Raw genomic sequence first — 23,314 nt, 5'->3', positions numbered from 1 at the left:
CCAGTCGTCATTCTAAAAATTTACCTAAGCCAGTCGCTGATCCGCAGCCGCTATATAACCCACGGAGCACGCATCGGCTGACGCATCATGCGGTTCGCCTCATCGTCACCGATGAACATCTGCTTGTCCGGATCGAACTTCAGATTTCTGCCAAGCCTCACCGCGATCTTCGCCATGTTCACCATCGTACACGAACGGTGCCCGTTGACCTCGTTCAGGGCAAACTTCTTGCGATTAAGAACCGCCTCGGTGAAGTCCGTAACGACCGGCTCAAGGTCAGGCATCTCAGCCACCTTCTGCTTGATATTCGGAATGTCCGACTTGAAATTCTTATACAGCTTACCGCCAGGCCCCTCGATAAACGCTGCATTTTCGTCACGGTTGTCGCCGTCCAGTATGACCTCGCAGCCGTCGGCATACTTGTATGTCACCCGCCGCCACGGCAGAACAGCATCCGTATGCTGCTGCTGTGTCTCGACGATAACTTCCTGCGGACTCGTATTGTCCTTGCCCAGTATAAACTGCACAGGATCCAGGTAGTGCTGTCCCATATCACCCAGTCCGCCGCCGTCGTAATCCCAGTAACCACGGAACGAAGCATGTGTGCGATGCGGATGATAATACTTGCGCGGCGCCGGCCCCAGCCACATGTCATAATTGAGATTGTCCGGCACAGACTGCGGAACAAGCCCGGTCTTACCGACCCAGACATCCTGCTTCCAGTTCAGACCGCTCGCCCTGCCTATCGTCACCTTCAACGGCCATCCCAAAAGACCGCTCTTGACCAGCTTGCGTGTGGGCCTTACCTCAGCGCCGCTGCCGTCATAAGTATGGTATCCGCCTGCAAAACCGCCCTTGAACCGGAACCACGTATTGATCCTGAATATGCGGTTGTTCCGCTGAACAGCCTCGACGACCTTCTGACCCTCATAGATCGTCCGCGTCATAGGCTTCTCGCACCATATATCCTTGCCCGCCTCGGCAGCCGCAACACTCATAAGACCGTGCCAGTGAGGCGGCGTCGCAACGTGCACAACATCAACGTCCGGCCGAGCGAGTACATCCCGGAAATCCTCATAACCCTTCACGCCCTTGTCGACGCCCGCCAGCTTGCCTGCCAGCCGATCCGAATCGACATCGCACAAAGCAACCAGCTTGCGCCTCGGATCTTCAGCTACATAACCCAGATGAGCACTGCAGATGCCGCCGCAGCCGATGATCGCGTGATTGAGCATCTCACTGGGAGCCACATGCCCGTTGCCCCCAAGTACGTGCCGCGGAACGATAGTGAACGCCCCGATCACCCCCGCACTTGCCTTCAAAAACTGTCGTCTGTTGAACCTGTTCGACTGTGACATGAAAACACTCCCTTACATTTGATAGTATCGTACTTAACCTGCCCTGCGCACCGCACACACAGTTCAGATAGTTCTATAAATTGACGAAATCACGACAAAGCGATCCCGTAAAACAAAACAAGTTTCTGAGATGGCTTGAATATGTACCCACAAAAAACCGGTCCTCAAAACAGCAAAACCTCCTGATTACCCTGCCTCGCAACTCTAAACGGCCAACAAACCCTCTCTCTGCCTTCGCCGCCTCGACTGGAAGCTGTCTCAAAAACGTCCCCGGGAGGATTCGAACCTCCAACCTCTGGCTTCGGAGGCCAGCGCTCTATCCGTTGAGCTACGGAGACAGAAGTGTTCTAAATAAGCGATATTTCCCCTTAAGTCAAGAATTCCCTAAATAAACAGACATATTAAACGACTCCTTATCCTCAAATATAGAACCGCAGTTTACGAGAACCTGCCGTATCAACAAAAACGCATTCTATCCATTTGACACAGCGGCACTTACGACATAATATAAAAGTTTTTGCCGCGAAAAGAATTAAAATGGAATATATTTTAAACACAATTTACCTCCTCGCCGCGATCCTCGTCGCTCCCAAGGCCCTCTATCGCGCCTTCAAACAGGGTCGCTACCGCACCGGCTGGGCGCAGCGTTTCGGCAGGATAGACCGTAAACACCCCGAAAAACCATGCATCTGGATCCACGCCGTCAGCGTAGGCGAAGTAAACCAGACCCGCAAGCTCATCACCGACCTGACCGACCGCTTCCCCGACCACGAGATCGTCATCAGCACCACCACCGACACCGGCCACGCCCGCGCACAAAAACTCTACGCCGACGACCACACCGTCTTCTTCTACCCCCTCGACTTCTCACCCTTCGTCCGCCGCGCATTCAAAAACCTGAACCCTTCCGCCTGCCTGCTCATCGAACTCGAAGTCTGGCCAAATTTCGCCGCCATCGCCCACAAAAAGCACATCCCCGTCATCGTCGTCAACGGCCGGCTCAGTGACAAAAGCTACCCCGTCTACAAAAAGATAAAACCCGCCGCCCGCTGGATGTTCCGCAAGCTCGAACTCATTCTCGCCCAGACAGACGAATACGCCCAGCGGTTCATCGCCCTCGGCTGTGATCCCCAAAAGGTCCGCGTCACCAGCTCCCTCAAGTACGACACCGCCCAGATCGCCGACAAGCTCCCCGGCTCAGACGAACTCGCAAAACAGATCGATCTCGGAGACGAACCCTTCTGGGTCGTAGGCAACACAGGCCCCGACGAAGAATGGATCGCCCTCGACATCTTCACCGAACTCCGCACCCATCCCGACCTCCAGAACCTCCGCATGGCCGTTGTCCCGCGCAAACCCGAACGCTTCGACGAAGTCAACGCAATGATCGAACGATCCCCCTACTCTCACATCCGCTACAGCACCATCAAAGACGGCAACACCTCCGCCGAAGGCAAACCCGACATCATCCTCGGCGACACAATGGGCGACCTCCGCAAATTCTACTCCCTCGCAAAGATCGTCTTCGTTGGCAGATCACTGGTCCCAATGGGCGGCTCGGACATGATCGAAACCGCCGCCCTCGGCAAGTGCACCATCTTCGGCCCGCACACATTCAACTTCAAACAGACCGTCGACGCCCTCCTCGCCGCGGACGCAGCCATCGAAGTCGCCGACGCACAAGAACTAAAACGCGCCACCCTCAAATGCTTCACCGAACCAGAATACGCCTCCCGCATCGCCTCGAACGCCCGCAACGTCATCATCGAAAACCAGGGCGCCACCAAAAAAACAATAAAAGCGGTTGCAGACATAATCCACAACCGCTCGTAATTTCAACACTCAATTGTCACGCTCACCGCGGAAGACTCATCCCCGCAGCTTTTTGACAAGCGCCTCGATATGCGCAGGCGACGTACCGCAGCACCCGCCCATGATACCCGCACCGACAGCTTTTATCTTCTCACCAGCCGCCGCGAAATCATCAGGCGAAAGCGAATAGATCGCCTTATCCTCCACCAGCTCAGGCTTGCCCGCGTTCGGCTCTGCTAGCAGTACCAGACCCTTGTCCCCGATCGCATCAGCATACGCCTTCGCCAGCCCGACATAGCCTTCCATATCAAGCGTACCGCAGTTGAACCCGATACCGCTGACACCCGTATTGCCGAGCCGATCCACAGCCGCTGCCGCATCGATACCCATCATCGTCCGGTACTCCTCGCCCGCCGGATCATACGCCAGACTCGCGAACACCGGCAGATCACACACCGACTTCGCAGCCTCGACCGCTACCTCGATCTCTTCGACCGCCGTCATCGTCTCGATTATTATCGCATCCGCCCCGCCGTCGGCAAGCCCCTTCGCCTGCTCACGAAACGCAGCCAGCAGCTCATCACGCTTGAGCATCCCCAACGGCTCCAGAAAATCCCCGCAGGGCCCGATATCACCGAACACAAACCTATCCCCCCCAGCAGCATCCGCCGCCTCGCGAGCGATCTTCGCCCCCGCCTCGCTGATCTTCCCAGCCAGATCCGCATATCCGTGCCGCTTCAGCGTGATCGCATTCGCGCCGAATGTATTCGTTATCACCGCATCACTGCCCGCAGCCAGGTATGAAGCATGCACAGCCTTAACTATCGCGCTGCCCTCCTCGGTCACGTTCAGATGGTCGTTGCACTCGCCCATCTTCGCGCCCCTGGCCATAAGCTCGGTGCCCATCGCGCCGTCGATGAAGAATACGCCTTCGTTAATTCGTTCGAGTAGTTTCCTCTCAGACATAAATTCCTTCCTATTCTCTTGTCTGTCGGACAAATTCACAATTCTCATTCAACCTGTAAACATTCTTAATCCCCTCAGGCTCAGGTCTCACAAAAGCCTTGGGCTTTATATCTTCATACACCCCCACGCTGCTCAGCATAAACTCTGCCTTGCTGCTGTTCTTACCGTGATTGATGATACCGATCCGCGTCGGCACAAAATGCCCCTCGCCGACCTCTTCGTATTCCTCCAGCTCGATCACGACATCAACCCTGCCGTCCTCCCCGTAATATTCGATCTTCCGCACCAGGTAATCCGCACAGCCGACATAAACCCGCTTAGCAAACCCCCCGCTCGCATCGACCTCCGTCAAAACATACTCCCCCGCTCGTATCGTCAGGTCATACCCGTCATCAACCCGCACCATCCCCAGCGCCTCCAGCAGATTGTGCGGATTAAGAAGCTGCTGACCCGGACACTTCGCGGCATCCTCCCACCGCCCCCACTGATACATACTGATCTCGTCAGGCTTCATCCTCAGCCAGAACTCCTCATCATTCGTCCCGAGCCTGATCACCTCCTGCCCAAGTATCCGCCCGTCCAGAAACAGCTTGCTCTCCGGCACAAAACGGACCTGCACATCGGGCGTCTCCTCCTTTATCTTCCCCTCCTCGACCCAGCGGATACTCAATCTCCCGCGCGCCTTCAACGCCGCCGCATTCTCACGCTGCGCATCCAACACCTCCACAAGCCGACCCACCGTCATATCACGCTCGCACTCCATCAACGGCTCTTCCACCTCCACAGGCGGCGGACATCCCACAACCCCCAAAAGCGTCACAACCAGCATCACATTCAAAATTGTACGCAGCATAAAATCCCCCTTCTTATAGATCGACCTGCAATATCTGCCCCATCTGCCCGGAAAGCTCCTCTATCTGGTCCTCCGACAGATGCGGATTGACAACCTTAACCGTCCTCCCCTGCCCCGCAACCTTCATATACCAAACCTCCTGCCCGTCGACGACAGCATCGCTCTGATATTTCAGCTTCCTTTTCTGCATCAGTATCAGCGTCAGCACGAACCGGAAATTGAGCTTCTCCTGCTCGGTCTCCTCGCCCAGCCTCTCGAAAAAGGCCATCAGCATCTCATCATCGATGAATATCTTCTTGTTCTTATCCTTCTCATCCGCCATCCGCGTCTTCCAGAAACAGTACGCGTCCGGCCGATCCCGCTCCCAGCATTCCACACAATAATCACGCCTCTCAAAACCTTCCTCAGTCTCCAGCAGCGCAGAAAAATACTCCTGCCCGACCTCAAACTCCTGGTCGTCACAAACGCACTTGCCCAAAGGCTTCTTAATTTCCCAGTCAGCCATTAAAGATCAGCTCCGCCAATCATATTTCTAATTTGCATTCTCATCAAATCGCAAAAACGGCCGCAGCTTCTCGACCGTCTTCGGCCCTATCCCCTTCACATCCTCCATATCCTCCACGCGTTCAAACTTCCTCGCCTCCTCACGATACTCCACTATCGCCTCCGCCTTGCTCGGTCCGATCCCCGGCAGCCTCACCAGGCTCTCCGCATCAGCAGCATTCACATCGATCCTGTCCTCCACAACAGGCGTCCCCCCACCCGCAACTATCACGCACTGCGCAAAAAACAGTCCGCCAAGCACCGCCCCGACGACACACGCCGCCAGCAGCTTCCGCCTTTGCTCACCACTCCCAACTCCCTCGTCAAACGCCTCCATACGCCCCCCTCAGCTCTTCTTGCCTATAAGCTTCTGTATCTTGCCCACACTCTTGTAAATCTTCTTCGGCCCCATCTTCTCATCCAGCAGCCCACCCGTCGGCACGATCGTCCCGTCCGCATCCGCAAGATCACCCCACGTCACCGTACTCACGAACGACCTGCCCAGCGCCGCCTTATAAAACTGCTCCGCCCACCTGCTCTGCAGCCCCTGATCCCACTTCCTGTGCCATATCCCCGCCAGCTCGTCGCTCTCGTGATACTCGCTCGGCACACTCACGCTGCACACATGAACCGGCTTCGCCATCATCGAAAACTCGTCCAGCTTCGACGATATCTGCATCATATCCCGCACATGCATCCCCGACGCCGGGCTCCCGAAGTTCATCTCGATCCCGAACGCGTCAAAACTCACCGCGCTCTGCACCAGCGTATCCGCATACACCATCGGCGGCGACGTATCCTTCTCACGCGAATAATACTCACCCCACAAATTCAGCACGTCCACGATCCGCCGGCTGTGCTTATCCGCAGCCTTCGCCGACAGACACAGCGCCCGCGTCACCTCGATCATCTGATCGAACTTGAACCCGAAATAGTTCAGCGCATTGATCCCGCTCACCACACGCCACGCATGCACCTTCTTCACGTACCGCCCTACGATATTCGTAACAAACTTGAACGCCGCATCCCTGATCTCATCAAAACTGTAATCCCCCTCCATCAGCCACTGCGGCAGATACTCCGGCGCAAATCGCACCAAAGGCCCCCCACACACAGCCATCTTCTTGCCCCGCATCCCCATTATACACTGATCCAGCTTACTGAAATCGTAATGCCCCTCCACCTTCTCGATCTCACGCCAGCATATCGGCACCGTCACGAATCCGAACATATCAAAAAGCTTCTCACTGTACACCTCGTTCCCCATCAGCCCCGGATCGATCCTGCACCCCAGACTGTGCCTGCCCAGCCCCCTGCTGCGGAACCGCGCCGCCAGAAACGTCTCAGAATACTTCTCCGCCAGCTTCTCCGCATAAACCAGCGCCTTCTTCAGCGACTCATCCGCCAGGCTCGCCGCCTTCGCCTCGTCATGTATGTTCCGAACCGCCTCTACGAACAGATGCCTCGCATCCCGCATCAGATCCGCAAAAGTCTCATCCTCCTCCAGCAGCGTCCAGTCCTCCCGCTTCAGCGTGATCTCCATCAGCTTCGCTCGCGCCAGCTCCACGTTCAGAATATAGGGGCGCTCCCGCTCAGGCAGCAGCGTCGTCGAAAGCATAAGCTTTCCGAACCCGTCCACCGGCCACAAAAGCGATATCCCAACCGTCTCGTCCGTCTTCCGCTGACAGTCTATCACCCCGTCCTTATACCGGATCCGCACCGATGTCCGCACAGGTATCGAATCCACCCCGAACATATAAACACCGCTCAACGCGAAATCTTTAGCCGCCTTACCACGTCTGTAAACTAGAAATTTCAATTGCTGCCCCGCAAATAACTAAAAAAGCTGTCCTCGGACCGCTTACAACAACATAAATTCGGTAAACATGGATTATACAGGCCTTGTATAGAATTGCAAAAACAAACTCCGCTTCTTCCCGCGCGCACCGATACCGCCCATTTTTCCACAAAAAAAAGCGATCGCCCCCAAACTCACCCCATTATAGGACGCAAATCAACCCTCAAGCCCCCACAGCCTTACCCCCGCTCATCTGCTTGAGCCTGTCATGGTGCAGCCGATTGTTCTTCTCGATCAGCCTCACCCCCATGCAAATCTGGTTCAGCACCATCTCGATCAGCGAATTTACACCTTCCGCACTGCCTACCTGGTCCCGATCCACCATCACAAAAACATACCCGCACGTAATCTCCTCACCCTCCAACTGTCTTCCCGCCGCTATCTTATCGCCCAGTTCACACACAACCGGGTCATAACCGTCCGCGATCCGCCCGCAAAGCAGCTCCAGCTCCCCGCCGAATTCACTCACGGCCCCGCTCTCGCTCTCCTCACTGCTCCACCAGTTCCCGTCCTCATCCCGGATTACAACAAAAAGCCCATCCTCCGGCAGACTCTCCTTCAACTCACCCATCAACTGCTCCACTACCATCGGACTGAATGAAAACAATGAACTGAAAACATCCATTTTAACCACCTGCAAAAAAATTTAAAAATTGTCAAGATAACATAGCAAAATATCCAACGACAAAAGCCGCAACCATATTTCGACAATCAACCCCACCAACTTCACCAACAACCCCGCAAAAACACCAAAAGCCGAACCTGTCACTCCATTGACCGCCGCCCCTCGCTGTCATCCGCCTAAAGCTGACCCAACATAAAACAGCCGTCGCGAAGCGACTCATTCCTAGAAGCTGTTTCAAAACTGCTTTTGGCTTGCCGGCGAGCAATTTTTTTGTCTCCCCAAGGCGTGTGAAATTGGCAATAGCTATTCTATTACCGATTTTGCACAACGCAGCCGAGCGGAAAAAGGGCCGCCGAAAGATAAATCTGAGTTTTAAAACCGCTTCTAATAGTCATCGCTACCAGCAAAGCCGCCCGACCATTTCAAACGACACAAAAAAGCTTGACCACCCAAAACAAGCAAAAGGTAGAAAAGTGTTATTTCATTGAGTGTGTTGCCGCAGCGCAGCAAAGGTGACACACTCAACGAAGTCATACTTTTCGCCGCCAATCTATCGCCGCGATTTCGCCTTATAATTTGGACAAGTCGCAGTAGCTGCCAACAACAAAACGCCGCCAATACCGATTATGATTCCACCGATCCCTACACTAATAGATTCAGCCATAAGCGATCCGATCCCAGTCGCGAATTCGCTAAAAAAGTCGCCCCCACTATCGCTCATAGCATCCATTTGCATTTGCCTTTTAACTGTATAGAGATCAAAATATCGATATGCCACCACAGCCAGGGCTCCGACACCCGGAATCCAGGAAAACTCCCACTCTTTTGAAACTGTAATAACAATAGCGCCACCCGCCATTGCTATCGCTATTAATCCCTCAACAACAGCTTCGCCCTCACCATCAATGCAGAAATCTAAATAAGATAATTTAAACACACCCATTTCAATTATTGGCAGGAAAACCCCAATCGACAACAAGACACCACCGAGAAGAGTCAGAATAGCATGCTGACCAGAAATTGCGGACATGGGTAAAGCTGGCGGTGTTTGCTTGCGAGCTTCTGTTTCTACTTTTGGCACTTGACTAGGTTGTTCCTTTACTGCCGCCTTCCTGGCCTTCTGCTGTTCTTCCCTTTCAGCCAGCTTCTTTCTTACCTCTTTCACCTTCACCAGCTTATCGAGGTCCTTGGCAAATTTCTTGTTGCTCCCCATTTTAATCTGATTTACCCAACCGATCGCTTCTTCATGAATCTTTGAGCTTGCTCTCAAAGCCTTGACAAAGAACACACTTGCTTCGTGCTCGCGTGAAACATACTCGCAAACCTTGGCCATCTCCAGATATATCTCCGCCATGAGCTCCTTGTCATCCTCACACATGGCTTTAGCTTTACGCAGCAGCTTTATCGCAGCATTGGGCCGACCGCTGTCCAGATTACTCCTGCCCTGTGTCAGGAGCAGCTTCGCCTGCTTTGGCATCTTCAGACCCCTTTCCTTTATCACCCTTTGTCTCCATTGGTCTTTCTTTATTTAGATATTCAGTTTTCAAGTCTTCCAAGGCCTCTTTGCCGTCAAAGTCAACCTTTTTAAGATTTTCCGAAAAACCATCATTTTGCGGTTTGCTTGTAAAATGCTTTAATTGCCGGACTAGCTTATCGTTCTGAATACTGACATCTTTTCTTAAATCCATATTCCGTCGTGTAAATAAAAAGGGTCAGACACCTTTTTATTGCTCGTAAATGCTTTTTTAACAATGATTTACATCTTGGTGTCATGTCTGGGCACGCTCTGCAGCCCCATGATTGAAATCCACCGACACACCCCAAACGGTCAAGCCCAAACAAAAGATCATCACAAAACATCCAACCAACTCAACGTCCCAACACCCCGACCATCCCCCGCACACACCAGCCGCATAATATTAATGAAAAAAGTTCGCCGAGAATGGACCCAACGGACAGTACGTCGGAGGCGCGGCTGTTAAATTCTGCGCGGCCCAACGCCAGCACGAGCGATCGACCCACCCAATCAACGCCCAACCACTCCCAGTCCTACAATTACGATCTACACAGTTCTTAATTTAGAACCCAGGATGACCAATCCCGAACACCCGCCCCCGCGCAGCCAACTGCCAAAAACCCACAAAGCCGACCACACCCAAACACCACAACCAAAAACTAAAAAAGAAAAAGACATACATCGACTCCAAAACACTTCATGCCGAAAAATACCAAACCCCAATCCCGTGTTGATCATGATTATCATTATTAACAAAACACCCCTCCAGACCTTTTCTTCGTGCTCCTTCGTGCCCTCTGCGGTGAAATTACTCTCAAAGATCTCCTACTTGACAGGTAGGATACTGCCTGTTATTTCCACCCTACTTTCACCCCATCTTTGCTTACTTTTACCCCATTTCTTCTTAGTTTTACCCTACTTTTGCCCAACTTTTCACCCCCGAAAAACGCCCAAAAACAGCCGATTTCAGCCAATGTCTTATTTACCAGGTGTCCATGCACCGCTAATCTATAGGCATTTCACCCCACACTTCACCCCACTTACAGGCTCATTTTACCGCCTTTTCACGCAATTTCAATATCCCCGGCCACTCCCTTCTCAGCCACTGCGGAAGCTCATCCCGCTCCACCTCCTCCCACAACCCGTGACCCTCTTTTACCGCCTCTATCATGAGGTTTTCGTACTCCTCATACCGGCTGTGTGAAAACCGTAAGTCCGCATACGCAAAGCCTTTACGTACCAACTCCGCATTCAGCACCCGCCCATCCTCCAGCTCCAGGTACGCCAACAGCCGACCGTACCGGTCCCGCACATCGCTAACCGTATCAATGATCACCGTAACCTCTTTGCCGGCAACGAGTTGCCGCGTAAACTCCGTCGCCTCCGGCCCGTAATACATCTCCCCGTACCTGGGGCTCTTCGTCTCAGGCGTATCAACCCCCAAAAGTCTCACCCGCGTGTCCGGCCACTTCCCGTCAGGCACATCGATATCCACAGTATCGCCGTCAATTATCTCATTGACAGCAAAGGACTTACGATGATATTTCTCCGCATCCGCCCCCTCAGGCCGACCCCGCGTAACAACCTCCCGCAGCCCGTCCCCGCCCCACCGATCCAGCATGGAAACCCCAAAAACAAGCAGGACACCCATCCCAATGAGTGCCCTGCGTTTATTACGGCTCATAGCGTATCTAACTATTGCTAAACTCTCCTAAACCCAACTCCCAAAACAACTTACAACACACACCCTAACAGACATACCAGCACCGGAAACGCCCTATACCACGCAAAAAGCACTAAATTTACGGACCCTTACGAACCGGTTTCACTTCCGAAAATCAGCCCTCACGGCATCAAAAACAGCCTTCAGCCTTACGCCTCGTTGTAAGTGCGTTCCTCTTCCGGCTTGTCCAGTTCAAACGCCTTGCAAACCGCAACCAGCGCCCGCTCTGCCTGGTCCTCGTTGACGAGACAGCTTATCCGTATTTCAGAAGTCGTTATGGCATCTACATTTACCTCAGCCTCACGCAGCGCGTTGAACATCGCGTTCGCCACACCGCTGTGCGATCTCATACCGACACCAACCGCTGAAACCTCCGCAATATCCTCCCGCACGAATACGGACTGGCAGTTAACCTCTTTTTTGATCTCGTTGATAGCCTTCTTAGCGTCCTCCAGATCCGAATGACTGATCGTAAACGACAGATTCGCCTTATCAGGACTGAGCTCAACCTGAATGATATCGTTCACAACTACATTAGCACCAGCAAGATGCGCGAATATCTGTGCTGCCGTACCCGGCGTATTGTCCACCCCGAGCAGGCCGATCTTAGCGAGATCTTTTTGTATAGTTGCACCTGAAACCAGAATGCCTTCCATTTGTGGTACCTCATCTGTAATTAGAGTTCCTGGATTATCGTTCAAACTGCTGCGGACCCGTATCGGCACATGATATTTCTTGCCGAATTCGATACTCCTGCCGTGCATCACACCCGCGCCCAAACTCGCCAGCTCTAGCATCTCGTCATAGCTGATCTCTTCGAGCTTGACCGCGTCCGGAAATTTACGCGGGTCTGCACTGTAAATCCCGTCCACATCAGTATATATCTCACAAACGTCCGCCCCGATTGCCACCGCCAGAGCGACCGCTGAAGTATCCGATCCGCCCCTGCCAAGGGTCGTGACATTGCCCTTTTCATCTACGCCCTGAAAGCCTGCAACGATGACGATATGCCCGTTGTCGAGCTGCTTTTTAACCCGCTTGGCATCAATACTTTGTATACGTGCCTTTGAGTGGGCCGAGTCTGTCACCATGCCGATCTGGGCGCCGTTGAAGCTGATAGCCTTATGGCCCATCGCATCCAGCGCCATCGCCATCAGCGACACCGTCTGCTGCTCACCTGTGGCCAGCAGCATGTCCATTTCGCGTTTTGACGGGTTTGGATTGAGTTCATGAGCGTCCGCGATCAGTTCATCCGTCTGCTTACCCCGTGCCGAGCAGACCATTACAACCTTGTTGCCTTCGTTGTAGGCCTTAATCGCACGGCCGGCCGCCCGCCGGATCTTCTCCGCGTCCGCTACCGATGTACCGCCGAATTTTTGTACAACTGTTGCCATGTAGTTCCTGATCTTTCGTATTGAGTTAGCAAAAGAAGCATTGCCCGAACGTTCCCGTCCGGGCGCAAATCCCCATAACTTTACATGCTTTAAGGGTTTAAGGCAAGCGCATTCTGCCAGGTGGATAATTCGTTCTGGCCGGGTCCAGGGTTTCCCTCAAAACGCTGTTTTGTATATCCGGGGCGTTTTGTTTTGACCCGGCAGGGAAAGCCAATTATTATGCCCGCATGAAAATCAGGGGTTTTACGTTAGTCGAGCTACTTGTCGTGATAGGCATAATGGGTTTGTTGATGGCTATCGTCGCGCCGGTGCTTCGTACAGTGCGAAGCAAGGCCAGAGATGTCTGCTGCCGATCAAATATCCGGCAACTGTCAGTAATGATGACGATGTACGACTCCGACCACGGCAGCTTCCCACTGGGCATCGACAACATATCATTGTTACCGCCTCCGAATGGATATGCTGGAAATGCAGCTTACGACAGAATGGGGATATGGTGGTTCAACCATTTGGGCCTTTACAACAGGTTTGTAGATAGGGGTGAGAAGGATGTGCTGATCTGTCCAGCACGAAACGTACCAACTTATAAATTCGAGACTAACATGCTGGTGGGCAATTATGGTGTCAACAACTCCATCTGCCGCAGTGCGCAAGATTACATTGTAAGAAGAGAATTCGCAGGTGAATCACTTTCGGCTGATCAGGTGCTTTCGCCGAGCAGGACCGTGCTTTTGCTGGACAGCGGTTATACGATGATCGGCTGGTGGGACGTTACCCGATATCCACCGTATAAACAAGAACCATTGCTGGAAAAGAAAGCATATGTACCGGGCATGAGCATAAATCCATACAAGAATCTTCATGAGGGTCTCCGCGAGGATGCGGTATACGGCAGACATTCAAATAGAACGGTAAATGCTGCTTTTGTTGACGGGCATGTTGAAAAACTCTCTGCTGAATCGCTGAAGGTGACGTCGGAACCCAATTCTGAGGAATACAAGAATCTCCGGCCTTTATGGCTGCCCAGATGAAGTCATAGACATATGTCGTCTATAACTTTTTGCATTTGCTCCGTACTGATCTGCTCAGCAGTAATGAGAGTTTTCAGTGACATTGTGCGATCAAGTCGTGTTTTGCTGTATGATTCGTACCGAATTGGGAACAAGGTATCAGCTTCGACAACAAACTTGCTTTCGTATGGAACCGGCGGGCCGCTGTATTGCTCTTTTTTGTATTTGCGTGCATAAGTTTTTGTACGTTCGTCACTTGAGATTTGCTGCCAATTCAGGTTTTTGTCCTTTTCAGTCTCGGAGAATGGGACCAATCCAAAGCCATTTCTAAGCTGGCGTTTTGCGTTTTCGATATCTCCATCGCTGGCCTTCGTTTTTTCAATGTTCCCACCCGAATCAATCATTATATTTATCTTTTCTTCAAGGTCTACCAGCTTTGTCCCATCAGAATTTTTGAGTATGTATATACCAAGCTCCTGAGAGTACCATTTTTCATAAATCACCTCCTCGGTGTATGGATGATGTTTGGCCATATGCACATTGCGGGCTTTGGCCATTGCTTGTTTTATTTTTTCGAGATCAGTGGCCTGGGCGGTGTTTACGCTGATCAGCGACCAGCCTATCAGCAGGACAGCACCGAGAAATACGGCGGCTTTCATTAGCTGTTTGCCGTGGTTGAACCTCTGCAGTTTTGCGGCGGTTTTGCCTGTATGCTGTCGAGAGTGCTTTTCGCCGGGGTTTTGCGAGTCATCTCTTACCTCGATATGCACCGGCAAAACGTCAGCAGGCTCGGCCCCATCTTCATCATTTGCAGCGTCTTCAATGGTCAACTCGGTAACTATGCCGGAATCGGGCCGATCAGCCATCGCAACGATCTTGCTATGGAGTTCGTGCATCTTTTGCAGGCATGCAGGGCAATTCTCGATGTGGTCGGTAAGTGCGTCCTTGGGCTGATCTGAAGCCGGAACTTCATTATGCTCGAAGCAGGAGTTGAAAAGGCCGGCATACGGGACCGCTTCGCAGATACGGTTTTCGATATGCTCTGTTACATCGCTGCAGGATTGCGGCTTAATGTTTTCGTCGCCTGTGAGTAACCGGCTTAGATGTCCGTACTGTTCGCCGGTCAAGTTCAGTTGTGCGATCGTTTTGAGATCGTCGAGACACTGCGGGCAATGCTCGACATGTGCCGTGATCGGCGTAACAATTCTGGCACGGAGCTCGTGATCAGCGAGGCTTGGCAGGAATGGTTTGGCATCACGGCAGCGAACTTCTCGGCCGGCAAATTCAAAATGCAGGCTCAGCATCTCATTCAATGCTTTCGGGTTTGGCGAGCCATCGACAGATTCATCAATGTCGGCTGCACAAGCCTGTTTCAGCAATTTGAGCTGTTGCTGACAGTACGGACAACTGTCGATATGCGTGCGCATTTCCGGCGGGACGTCGGCCGATAGATCTTTACTCAGATAATCGTAAAGATAGATAGCGGCCTGGTCGCATAAAGGCTGTTTGGTGTTATCAACCATCCTGACACTCCTGACCAAGGCTGCTGTTTTCAACAGCCTTGCGAATTTTGCGAAGTCCTTTGTAAAGATACCGGCTGGCGGATTCTCTCTGGACGCCCATTGATCTTGCGATGTCTTTTACTGCACAGCTCTGTTTATATTTCATTATGATCGCATCGTATTCCCGCTGAGAGAGGCAATTCTTTGCTTTGCTGAGGACGCGGTCGGCCTCCTTACAGTAGTCGTTTGAGGAGGTGTCTTCATCGCCTTGAATTTTCAAAAATTCAGAATAATTCTGCAGTAAATCCCTGTGCCTCTTGATCTTTCGGTATGTATCGGCGATATGGTTGGCAATTCGGCGGTACAGGTAGCTTTCCATTTTGCGCACGTCGGGGGGAACCGGCTTGTGGACCAGCGAGAGATAGAAGTCCTGATATACGTCATTGACCAGTGATCGGTCAGTGACCCTGGAACATATCACCCTGTATATGAAGCCGCCGTACTGGTTGGCGATCAAATCTGCCGGCCATGGTTCGCCGTTACTCATTGAGCATACACTCTACAACTAAGCATGGTTGTTTTGCAAAATCAACACGGCTGGTGAGTATAGCAGGAAGATCGGTCCCAATCAAGATGTGGAAGCGAAATTGGAAACTTAGGTATGCGGTCCCGCAGAGCCGAGCATCAGCCGGTCCGTGCGGTTTTTTTGCGTTCTTCGCGGGGGCGGTGTTTCCAGCGGCGGTGGAGCCACCAGTATTGGGTGGGGTCCTTGCGGATGAAATTTTCCATTGCTTTGCTGTATTCCTGGGTGACCCATTTGAGCGGGTCGTCCTTGTCGGCCCATTCGTCGGGGGTGATGATCCGCTGGACCTCCATCTCGAAGAAGAAGCGGTCGTCGACGCGACGGCAGCAGCCTACGCCGATGGGGAGGTTGTACTGTATGGCCATGAGGCCTATGCTTTTGTATGTGCTGGCCTTTCGGCCGAAGAAGTCGACAAATACGCCCTTTTTGCCGGCGTCCTGGTCGGCGATGAATCCGAGGGTTGCGCCTTCGTCAACGACCTGGGTCATGATCGCGCTTGCACCTTTTTTGTCGATGATCTTCTGGCCTTTGCGTTTGCGTATGCCGTAGAGCCAGTTGTTGATGAATTTGTTGTCGAGGGGGCGGGCGATGCTGTAGATGTTGAAGCCGAACAGGCCCATCATGTAGCCCATGATCTCGAAGTTGCCGTAATGGGCGGTGAGGAGCAGAAGGCCCTTTTCCTCTTTCATCATCCACTTGATGCGTTCGGCGTTGATGAATCGCGAGTACTGCTGCCAGTTGTCCTTGCGGACCAGTTTGGGCGTGAAGAGTATGTCGACGACGAGCATGACGATCTGCTGGAAGCTGCGCTGGCCGGTGGCGTGGATCCACTGTTCGTCCTTTTCGGGGAAGCTTGCGTGGAGGTTGGTCAGGGCGCGGTCGCGGCCGCGATGGTAATGTTTCCACATCAGGCTGCCGAGCTTTTTGGCGAATCGCAGGTTGTTCTCGACGGGGAAACAGTGCATGATCGCGACGCCGAGGCGCATCCCAAGATATGTGAGATAATCCGAGACGGGATTATGCTTTTTCTTTTTCTTTCTCTTTTTTCTCTTTTCGGCAGACATAGCGGGCAATTCTACCGACCCAGCCGAGACTGTCAAGAAAAGCCCCGCTATTTTCGGATACAGTCTGCGTACCGGCAGCCGGCAGCAGCATTCAGTGGGAAGGCATTATTGCCTCTTGCGGCGGCGGAGGGTTGCGATCGCTCCCAGACCAAGCAGAGCAAATGTCGCAGGTTCGGGCACGACGAGCTCATTGCCCTCGGCCGCGTCCCATGCCAGAAGATCGGCCTGCACATCCGCGTTCCAACTGTCCCAGGGCCCGGTCACATCGAGCCAGTTTAGCGAATCAAGATTGGCAACCAGCTCCGCGACTTCGTCGCCATCAAGATCAACGCAATTCGCAAAGCTGAGGCGTTCCAGACTCTTTACATTTCGAAGAGGAGACAAGTCTGAAACAACAGAGAAATTGGTGGTACTGAAATCCATATCTCGCAAACTTGGATAGTCGCCCAAATCGCGACCACAGAAATTGCTAAATAGAGATTGGAAACCTTTCTGACTTATTCGGATGTCCTTTAAAATAGCTTTCTCTATTGAACCAGCCTGGAAACTGAACAGCTCCTGACCTGCCCCCGAATTATGTACCAGCTTCTGTTAGAGAGTTATCCTTCTCATCTGTCGTGTATTGCTGTAGCTGAGCCGTAGGCGAAGCGGAAGCAATGCACGAGGCGGCGAACTCGGCCGGGGTCGCGTAGTCCAGCCCGCTGTGCGGCCGATGGTTATTATATTCCATCCGCCACTGTTCGACAATCACTTTCGCTTCCTTAACCGAGTAAAACAATTCACGATTGAGCACCTCATCTCTGAACTTGCCGTTGAACGATTCTATAAAGCCGTTTTCCCACGGCTGACCCTTCTCGATATAAAGCGTTTCGACGTTCTTTTTGCCGAGCGTCTTCTTGATCGCATGGGCCACAAATTCCGGCCCATTGTCGCTGCGTATAAATCCAGGCACGCCTCGGACCGCAAACAAGTATTCCAGCGTTTCAACCACATCGCCCGACTTGATCGACCTGCCTACTTCTATCGTAAGCGACTCACGCGTGAACTCATCGAGCACCGTGAGAAACTTCAGGCTGCGCCCGTCCTCGCTCTGGTCGCTGACGAAATCATACGTCCAGACATGGTCCTTGTACTCGGCCTTTTGCACGCTGCAGCTGTTGTCGCTGTTGCCTTTCGATTTTCGCCCTTTGCGTCTGTGATGCACTTGTAACGCTTCCTTTCGCCATATTCGTTGAACTCGTTTGTGATTCACACGCCAGCCATGCTGACGAAGCTTGGCCGTTATAAACCTGTAGCCGTAGCACTGGTGTTCCTTTGCCAGCTCGATTATCTTGCTAGTCAGTGCCGTGTTCGTTGGCTGTTGCTGAGGTTTATACCGCTGGCTCGCTCGCGGCTGACCTATCACCTTGCATGCCCGACGCTCGGATACGGCCAGACTCTTTTGAACATGCCTGGCCGATTTGCGTCTCCGGGCCGGGCTCAGTAATTTCCCGAAAGCGCCTCCTTGAGGATGGCGTTGTCCAGTGCCTGGTCGGCAACGAGCTTTTTGAGCTGAGCGTTCTCTTTTTGCAGGGCCTTGAGCTGCTTGACCTGGTCGAGCTTCATGCGGCCGTACTGCTTGCGCCAGTTGTAGTAGGTCGCCTCGCTGATGCCCAGCTCACGGCAGGCCTGCTGGACCGTACCGCCGGAGCCGATTACAGCATCCGCCTGACGGAGCATCTTTACGATCTGTTCGGGACTGTGATTCTTGCGTTTCATAAGAGCATCCTTTCCATAAAAACTAACAAATTATAACGGATACTCTCTAATCAGCAACGGTACAGTTTTTCGGGGTCAAGCCACTCCAGCTCAGCAAAATTGGCACCCTCGAAATTGAGCAACCCCATCTCATCCCCACTTGTAACAAACAGGTTTTTTAAGGACACGAGCGGTGACAAAAGGCCGGACTCCATAGATTCGATCCTATTAAAACCCATGCGAAGTATTTCCAATTTGCCAAGCCCGGCAAAAGCACCTCTTTCGAGCTCAATCTCGGTTCCTGAGATGGTCAAATTCAAAAGACTTTCAGCTCCCGTAAATGCATAAGGGCCGACTTCACAAATCGCATTGTTCCTTAAATGGAGCTCCTCCAGCTTATCAAGTCCTGCAAAATGGCCAGCCTTAAGCGAACCGATGCTATTGTATGTCAAATCAAGTTTGCGTAAATTTGCAAGGCCAGCAAATGACCCAACATTAAGCTTATCGATCCGATTGTTTTGAAGATCGAGCTTTTCAAGACTTGTAAGCCCAGCAAATGCGCCCAGTTCTATATCATCGACGGTCCCTTTTCTTAGAGACAGCTCCAAAAGAGAACTGAGACCTTCAAATCTACCCAACTTAAGACAGCTTATCTGATTTTCCGCTAGCTTCAACATTCGTAAATTATTGAGCCCGCTAAAACCTCCCCTCTCAATTGATCCTATTCGGTTACGCTCAAGGTTCAGTTCTTGCAAGTTGGTGAATACAGCAAAATCACCATTGTCGATTGACCTAATGTCATTAGAACGAAGGTTAAGTAGTTTCAGGTTATGCAAACCCTGAAAGCTTGGTGCATGAACATCGGTAATTTTGTTGCTTTGAAGATCCAGCTTTGTCAGGCTTTTTAGTCCGGAAAAAGCATCTGTTGCTATGTTATTAATATAGCAACTAGAAAGCAGCAAATCCTCGAGATGAGATAGTCCCTGGAAAGCATTGGCAGATGTTTTCAAGTTATGATTTTTACTCAGATTTAAATACCATAAATTTTCTGCGCCGGCGAAAGCCCATGGAGCTATATTCTCAACGCCAGAGCTTTCCAAAGACAAGCTTCTGAGCTTGTCCAAACCTGCAAAATCTCCCACATCAATTATTTCAAAACCGGGCACTGAACCAATAAGGATCAGTCTTTCAAGTTCTGTGTAGTTACCTGCAAGCCCTTCGAGAGAATGCATTCTATTAAATATATCGGCAATTTGCTTTTCCTCACCCGTCAAACCTTCTTGCCTTGCCCACTCCTCAAAAGTTATGCCGTAACTCCGGCTGAGAAAAAGTACTACAACTACAAACGCAAGAAGGAACCATAGCTTGCAATTCTTCATCATCACACCTGCTTTCCGAAATATTGTCACATGAACGCAAAACCGTAAAGCAATAATATATCTGCTTAACCCACTCAATTCAAGTAATTTCCCGTACGGCAGGTCTAATAAATCTCTTATGCGGCGATTTTAGTGTTTACGGGCGGGGGAAATCGCATATGATGTAAGTGGAGGCAGTTTTTTCTTGATCAATGTTTGATTTGTAAAGGCCCTAACTATGGAACACGACAACAATAACGGCAACCCGCCGCGTGAGGATGGCAATGATCAGCCGCCAGTGAATCCGCATGCCAATCCTGCTCAGCCGATCTATATTCAGATGCCCGAGCAGAAGGACAAGCGGTCAGGATGGCGCGTGCTGTGGCGGTTGCTGTTTACCGTTTCGATCGTGCTGAACATATTTCTGTTTCTGCTTGTGATCGGGATTTCGGTGATGTATGTGCCCGCGGCGGGCGGGATGGTACGCGAGGAGCTGGTGCGGGAAGGAGATGCGCAGAATAAGATCGCGATAGTCCGGCTGGAGGGTATGATCACGACCGAGACCAGCGACATGTTCAGGAACAAGATCAATGCTGTGCGGAACGATGACACGGTCAAGGCGGTGATCGTGCGGACGATAACGCCGGGCGGTGCGGTTTCGTCTTCGGATCAGATATATCATATGATCAGACAGCTCAAGGCGGAGAAGGATATACCCGTGATCGCGTTTATGCAGACGGTGGCGGCGTCGGGAGGGTATTATACGTCCGTGGCGTGTGATCATATCATGGCGGAGCCGACGGTTATTACGGGCTCGATCGGGGTGATCATGAATCATTTCGTGCTTAAGGATCTGCTCGAGCAGAAGCTGGGGGTCGATTCGGTGGTCGTAAAATCGGGTGAGAAGAAGGACTGGCCGAGCATGTTCAGCCAGCCGAGCGAGGAGCAGAAGGAATATCTGCGGGAAAAGCTGATCAAGCCTTCATATGAGCGGTTTGTCAGTCTGGTGGCTGAAGGCCGGAGTCACGTACTGAGCGAGGAAGAGGTGCTCGAACTGGCGGACGGGAGCATTTATACCGCTGAGGAGGCGTTGGAGAAAAAGCTTGTCGATTCGGTGGGTTACGTTGACAGTGCTATCCAGAAGGCACAGGAGATGGCGGGGATCTCGGGTGCAAGGGTTGTCGAATACAAGCGGCCGATCACTTTTATGAGTGTGCTGGGTGCGTCGAACAAGACGCCGTGGGATCTTGACCCGGAAATGGTGCATGAGCTTACTACGCCGAAGCTGATGTATCTTTGGGACGGGCAGAATTGACAAGCGGGGCTGAAGTCAAATTTTTTGAAACTCGACCGTGTGTCTCTGCGTATACAAAGTAGAAGTTTGGAGTTGATAATAGGGCTTTTTGATTAATACTGCCGGGGTCAACGAAAATGGACACTGACTTGCTGGTTGCTATTGGTTTTGTGATTGCAGTGGTATTGGCAGTATTTTGCATTATATTCCAGTGCCATAAAAAGGACCACCGGTAGAGTATTACAGTCGACATAAATAAAAAGCCTCCCATTAGCGGGAGGCTTTTTTTGTGTCGATCGAACTTGATTAAAATCGAGGTGCTTCCGAAAAGTTCACTAGACCTTTTCTAATGTTGGTGCCTGATGCAATTTCCATGTACGCAAGCCATACAATGCAATCACTACAAAGCTAACAAACGGAACAAAAAATGAGGCACGAACAGCTTCCAGACCCCCGACCATTCCCAGGTCTATGACTCTGCCTTGCAGTGGCGGCATAAGAGCTCCGCCAACGATGGCAAAAATCAATCCTGCAGATGCGATTTTTGCTTCGTCGCCCATACCTTCCAGAGCTATGCCGTAAATGGTCGGGAACATGAGAGACATACATGCTGAAATTCCCACCAAACAATACAAACCGATCATGCCCGAAAGAAAGATAGCCCCTAGCGTTAGGCCCATCGCCCCGATCGAGAGCGTCATAAGAAGACGGCCCGGACTGAAAAATTTGAGCAGAAAGGTGCAGATAAAACGACTTGAACAGAAAATTATCATTGCAATGATGTTGTATGCTTGAGCTTTTGCGAACGTGAATCCCAAGAGATCCGTAGCGTAATGAATTATAAACGTCCAGCACATGATCTGAGCGCCTACGTAAAACGTTTGAGCAACAACCCCTTCAAGGTATTGTTTATTGCGAAGTAGCGAACCGAAAGTTTCTTTCAGATGCAATCTCTTATGATGTCCACCAGTCTTCGGCATCTTCATAAAGGCAAAAACCATCAAGACAACCAGAACCAGTAGACCGATAGCAACATAAGGCGCTCTGACAACTTTTAGATCTTGAACCTGCATTTTTTTGTGCGGCTTTCCACGGAAAGTTTCAATCTCTCCGGTCTTGTAAGCCTTTAAGGCTTTTGTTAAAACGCTGTCATATCTGATATCAGCCAGCGATGCAGCTTCAGGATCTATGTCAATTTCACCAAGCTGGAGTTTGGCAGCCAGTTCTGAGTCCAATGGTTTATTCCTGTCGGCTTCCAAATTATCAAGATATTCTTCGAGCTTCGGATCAACAGGCTTTCCATCATCCTGATCCAAATTTAGCAGCTCCATTATGGAATCCACCAATGCCCCGCTATTCGCCGTTGCCTGATCCTGACTGCGGAACTGGGCCGCTCTTTCAGCTCTCCACTGCGAAACATCATCTCTGAAATCCTGCACCTGCAAACTGCCAAGAATTGCAAGTATAGCCACTGTCATTCCCGTCAATGAGCCTATCGGATTGAAGGCTTGTGCCAGATTTAATCTTTGGGTAGCAGTCTTTTCCGGTCCCATTGAAAGAATATAAGGATTAGCCGTGGTCTCAAGAAAGGCGAGTCCAAATGTTAACACATAGAGTGCAACCAGAAAGAGGTTGAAATTAACCATTGAAGCCGCAGGTATAGAAAGAAGTGCACCAGTCGCATAAAGTGCCAATCCGACGATTATACCCGACTTATAGCTGAACCTCCGAATGAAAAGAGCAGCCGGCAGAGCCATAGTTGCATAGCCCCCATAAAAAGCCATCTGCACAAAACTACTTTGAGTATTACTGATTACAAATACATCTTTAAATGCTTTTACCAGTGGGTTGGTAATGTCATTTGCGAAACCCCAAAGAGCAAACAACAGGGTTACCAGTATGAAAGGCGCCAATAGATGTCTTGGGACCACTTTCGGCTCTTCCGTGGGTTTGTTATTGTATGAACTGGATACGCGGGCTGCACTGGAATTTTCGGCCACTTTGATTCCCTTCCTAAAGCATACTCCGATATGATTAAGTGATTCTATAACAATACAGTTATAGTAAAATGGTCGGGTTATTTGAATCGGATTCTGAAAAAAATGGGCGGCAGGCGGT

The 23,314-nt window shown here is 51.4% G+C and carries 20 protein-coding genes, 1 tRNA gene and 1 pseudogene; 3 read left to right on the top strand and 19 right to left on the bottom strand.

Features of this window, described 5'->3' with window-relative positions; genetic code table 11:
- Positions 1-50: 50 nt before the first annotated feature.
- Both STSP2_RS08895 and STSP2_RS08890 read right to left on the bottom strand, forming a co-directional pair.
- Positions 51-1,358 carry a Gfo/Idh/MocA family oxidoreductase gene (locus STSP2_RS08895; protein ID WP_146661887.1) on the bottom strand — a complete coding sequence of 436 codons (1,308 nt, stop codon included), beginning with the start codon at positions 1,356-1,358 and terminating at the stop codon, positions 51-53.
- Positions 1,359-1,623: 265 nt separating this feature from the next.
- A tRNA-Arg gene (locus STSP2_RS08890) sits at positions 1,624-1,696 on the bottom strand.
- Between the two features lie 199 nt (positions 1,697-1,895).
- Between STSP2_RS08890 and STSP2_RS08885 the strand changes: the two genes are divergently transcribed.
- A complete protein-coding gene (locus tag STSP2_RS08885; protein ID WP_146661885.1) occupies positions 1,896-3,191 on the top strand; it encodes a 3-deoxy-D-manno-octulosonic acid transferase in 1,296 nt (431 codons plus the stop codon).
- Between the two features lie 36 nt (positions 3,192-3,227).
- Here the strand turns inward: STSP2_RS08885 and STSP2_RS08880 are convergent, their stop codons facing one another.
- The 10 genes from STSP2_RS08880 to STSP2_RS08830 form a co-directional block, all read right to left on the bottom strand.
- Positions 3,228-4,136 (bottom strand): homocysteine S-methyltransferase family protein, encoded by a 909-nt coding sequence (locus STSP2_RS08880; protein WP_169853096.1) that lies wholly within the window; start codon positions 4,134-4,136, stop codon positions 3,228-3,230.
- 10 nt (positions 4,137-4,146) lie between these two features.
- A complete protein-coding gene (locus STSP2_RS08875) occupies positions 4,147-4,989 on the bottom strand; it encodes a LolA-like protein (RefSeq protein WP_146661881.1) in 843 nt (280 codons plus the stop codon).
- Positions 4,990-5,002: 13 nt separating this feature from the next.
- On the bottom strand, positions 5,003-5,494 hold the full coding sequence (locus STSP2_RS08870) for a hypothetical protein (RefSeq protein ID WP_146661879.1): 492 nt from the start codon (positions 5,492-5,494) through the stop codon (positions 5,003-5,005).
- Between the two features lie 27 nt (positions 5,495-5,521).
- Positions 5,522-5,869, bottom strand: a complete 348-nt coding sequence (locus tag STSP2_RS08865) for a ComEA family DNA-binding protein (RefSeq protein WP_146661877.1) — start codon at positions 5,867-5,869, stop codon at positions 5,522-5,524.
- Positions 5,870-5,878: 9 nt separating this feature from the next.
- Complete coding sequence (locus STSP2_RS08860; RefSeq protein WP_146661875.1) at positions 5,879-7,351, bottom strand: endo-1,4-beta-xylanase; 1,473 nt, start codon at positions 7,349-7,351, stop codon at positions 5,879-5,881.
- 202 nt (positions 7,352-7,553) lie between these two features.
- Entirely contained in the window at positions 7,554-8,015 is a 462-nt protein-coding gene (locus STSP2_RS08855; protein WP_146661873.1) for a hypothetical protein, read from the bottom strand.
- Between the two features lie 550 nt (positions 8,016-8,565).
- Positions 8,566-9,492, bottom strand: coding sequence for a hypothetical protein (locus STSP2_RS08845; protein WP_146661869.1), 927 nt, complete (start codon positions 9,490-9,492; stop codon positions 8,566-8,568).
- Entirely contained in the window at positions 9,449-9,703 is a 255-nt protein-coding gene (locus tag STSP2_RS08840; RefSeq protein WP_146661867.1) for a hypothetical protein, read from the bottom strand. The genes STSP2_RS08845 and STSP2_RS08840 overlap by 44 nt, the downstream gene beginning before the upstream one ends.
- A gap of 876 nt (positions 9,704-10,579) precedes the next feature.
- Positions 10,580-11,215: a thermonuclease family protein gene (locus STSP2_RS08835; protein WP_146661865.1), complete on the bottom strand. Its 636-nt coding sequence runs from the start codon at positions 11,213-11,215 to the stop codon at positions 10,580-10,582.
- A 188-nt stretch (positions 11,216-11,403) separates the two neighbouring features.
- The gene (locus tag STSP2_RS08830; protein ID WP_146661863.1) at positions 11,404-12,648 is read right to left on the bottom strand and encodes an aspartate kinase; all 1,245 of its coding nucleotides are present in this window, start codon (positions 12,646-12,648) and stop codon (positions 11,404-11,406) included.
- 227 nt (positions 12,649-12,875) lie between these two features.
- Here STSP2_RS08830 and STSP2_RS08825 point away from each other — a divergent pair, with 227 nt between their 5' ends.
- Positions 12,876-13,679 carry a prepilin-type N-terminal cleavage/methylation domain-containing protein gene (locus STSP2_RS08825; RefSeq protein ID WP_146661861.1) on the top strand — a complete coding sequence of 268 codons (804 nt, stop codon included), beginning with the start codon at positions 12,876-12,878 and terminating at the stop codon, positions 13,677-13,679.
- Between the two features lie 2 nt (positions 13,680-13,681).
- On the opposite strand, the gene STSP2_RS08820 is transcribed toward STSP2_RS08825, so the two are convergent.
- From STSP2_RS08820 to STSP2_RS08795, 6 genes and pseudogenes are all read right to left on the bottom strand, one after another.
- On the bottom strand, positions 13,682-15,181 hold the full coding sequence (locus tag STSP2_RS08820) for a hypothetical protein (RefSeq protein ID WP_146661859.1): 1,500 nt from the start codon (positions 15,179-15,181) through the stop codon (positions 13,682-13,684).
- A complete protein-coding gene (locus STSP2_RS08815) occupies positions 15,174-15,707 on the bottom strand; it encodes an RNA polymerase sigma factor (RefSeq protein ID WP_146661857.1) in 534 nt (177 codons plus the stop codon). Before STSP2_RS08815 ends, STSP2_RS08820 begins: the two co-directional genes overlap by 8 nt.
- Positions 15,708-15,844: 137 nt before the next feature.
- Positions 15,845-16,807: a lysophospholipid acyltransferase family protein gene (locus STSP2_RS08810; protein ID WP_146661855.1), complete on the bottom strand. Its 963-nt coding sequence runs from the start codon at positions 16,805-16,807 to the stop codon at positions 15,845-15,847.
- Between the two features lie 105 nt (positions 16,808-16,912).
- Complete coding sequence (locus tag STSP2_RS08805; protein WP_146661854.1) at positions 16,913-17,230, bottom strand: PEP-CTERM sorting domain-containing protein; 318 nt, start codon at positions 17,228-17,230, stop codon at positions 16,913-16,915.
- 253 nt (positions 17,231-17,483) lie between these two features.
- Positions 17,484-18,565: pseudogene (locus STSP2_RS08800) on the bottom strand (IS3 family transposase); the annotation flags it as partial.
- Positions 18,566-18,615: 50 nt separating this feature from the next.
- Complete coding sequence (locus STSP2_RS08795) at positions 18,616-19,926, bottom strand: leucine-rich repeat domain-containing protein (protein ID WP_146661852.1); 1,311 nt, start codon at positions 19,924-19,926, stop codon at positions 18,616-18,618.
- Between the two features lie 214 nt (positions 19,927-20,140).
- Between STSP2_RS08795 and sppA the strand changes: the two genes are divergently transcribed.
- A complete protein-coding gene (sppA, locus tag STSP2_RS08790) occupies positions 20,141-21,217 on the top strand; it encodes a signal peptide peptidase SppA (protein ID WP_146661850.1) in 1,077 nt (358 codons plus the stop codon).
- Between the two features lie 314 nt (positions 21,218-21,531).
- On the opposite strand, the gene STSP2_RS17490 is transcribed toward sppA, so the two are convergent.
- Positions 21,532-23,196: an MFS transporter gene (locus STSP2_RS17490; RefSeq protein WP_205847849.1), complete on the bottom strand. Its 1,665-nt coding sequence runs from the start codon at positions 23,194-23,196 to the stop codon at positions 21,532-21,534.
- Positions 23,197-23,314: the final 118 nt, after the last annotated feature.

It is taken from the genome of Anaerohalosphaera lusitana, assembly GCF_002007645.1.
Classification (GTDB): Bacteria; Planctomycetota; Phycisphaerae; order Sedimentisphaerales; family Anaerohalosphaeraceae; genus Anaerohalosphaera; species Anaerohalosphaera lusitana.
The sequence above is the reverse complement of the archived record's forward strand: the minus strand, read 5'-3'. Positions and strand labels throughout refer to the sequence as shown.

What these genes read in the sequence shown, in the direction of transcription:
- STSP2_RS08895 (WP_146661887.1), bottom strand. Translation starts at nt 1,358, where the DNA reads ATGTCACAGTCGAACAGGTTCAACAGACGACAGTTTTTGAAGGCAAGT.
- STSP2_RS08885 (WP_146661885.1), top strand. Translation starts at nt 1,896, where the DNA reads ATGGAATATATTTTAAACACAATTTACCTCCTCGCCGCGATCCTCGTC.
- STSP2_RS08880 (WP_169853096.1), bottom strand. Translation starts at nt 4,136, where the DNA reads ATGTCTGAGAGGAAACTACTCGAACGAATTAACGAAGGCGTATTCTTC.
- STSP2_RS08875 (WP_146661881.1), bottom strand. Translation starts at nt 4,989, where the DNA reads ATGCTGCGTACAATTTTGAATGTGATGCTGGTTGTGACGCTTTTGGGG.
- STSP2_RS08870 (WP_146661879.1), bottom strand. Translation starts at nt 5,494, where the DNA reads ATGGCTGACTGGGAAATTAAGAAGCCTTTGGGCAAGTGCGTTTGTGAC.
- STSP2_RS08865 (WP_146661877.1), bottom strand. Translation starts at nt 5,869, where the DNA reads ATGGAGGCGTTTGACGAGGGAGTTGGGAGTGGTGAGCAAAGGCGGAAG.
- STSP2_RS08855 (WP_146661873.1), bottom strand. Translation starts at nt 8,015, where the DNA reads ATGGATGTTTTCAGTTCATTGTTTTCATTCAGTCCGATGGTAGTGGAG.
- STSP2_RS08845 (WP_146661869.1), bottom strand. Translation starts at nt 9,492, where the DNA reads ATGCCAAAGCAGGCGAAGCTGCTCCTGACACAGGGCAGGAGTAATCTG.
- STSP2_RS08840 (WP_146661867.1), bottom strand. Translation starts at nt 9,703, where the DNA reads ATGGATTTAAGAAAAGATGTCAGTATTCAGAACGATAAGCTAGTCCGG.
- STSP2_RS08835 (WP_146661865.1), bottom strand. Translation starts at nt 11,215, where the DNA reads ATGAGCCGTAATAAACGCAGGGCACTCATTGGGATGGGTGTCCTGCTT.
- STSP2_RS08830 (WP_146661863.1), bottom strand. Translation starts at nt 12,648, where the DNA reads ATGGCAACAGTTGTACAAAAATTCGGCGGTACATCGGTAGCGGACGCG.
- STSP2_RS08825 (WP_146661861.1), top strand. Translation starts at nt 12,876, where the DNA reads ATGAAAATCAGGGGTTTTACGTTAGTCGAGCTACTTGTCGTGATAGGC.
- STSP2_RS08820 (WP_146661859.1), bottom strand. Translation starts at nt 15,181, where the DNA reads ATGGTTGATAACACCAAACAGCCTTTATGCGACCAGGCCGCTATCTAT.
- STSP2_RS08815 (WP_146661857.1), bottom strand. Translation starts at nt 15,707, where the DNA reads ATGAGTAACGGCGAACCATGGCCGGCAGATTTGATCGCCAACCAGTAC.
- STSP2_RS08810 (WP_146661855.1), bottom strand. Translation starts at nt 16,807, where the DNA reads ATGTCTGCCGAAAAGAGAAAAAAGAGAAAGAAAAAGAAAAAGCATAAT.
- STSP2_RS08805 (WP_146661854.1), bottom strand. Translation starts at nt 17,230, where the DNA reads ATGGATTTCAGTACCACCAATTTCTCTGTTGTTTCAGACTTGTCTCCT.
- STSP2_RS08795 (WP_146661852.1), bottom strand. Translation starts at nt 19,926, where the DNA reads ATGATGAAGAATTGCAAGCTATGGTTCCTTCTTGCGTTTGTAGTTGTA.
- sppA (WP_146661850.1), top strand. Translation starts at nt 20,141, where the DNA reads ATGGAACACGACAACAATAACGGCAACCCGCCGCGTGAGGATGGCAAT.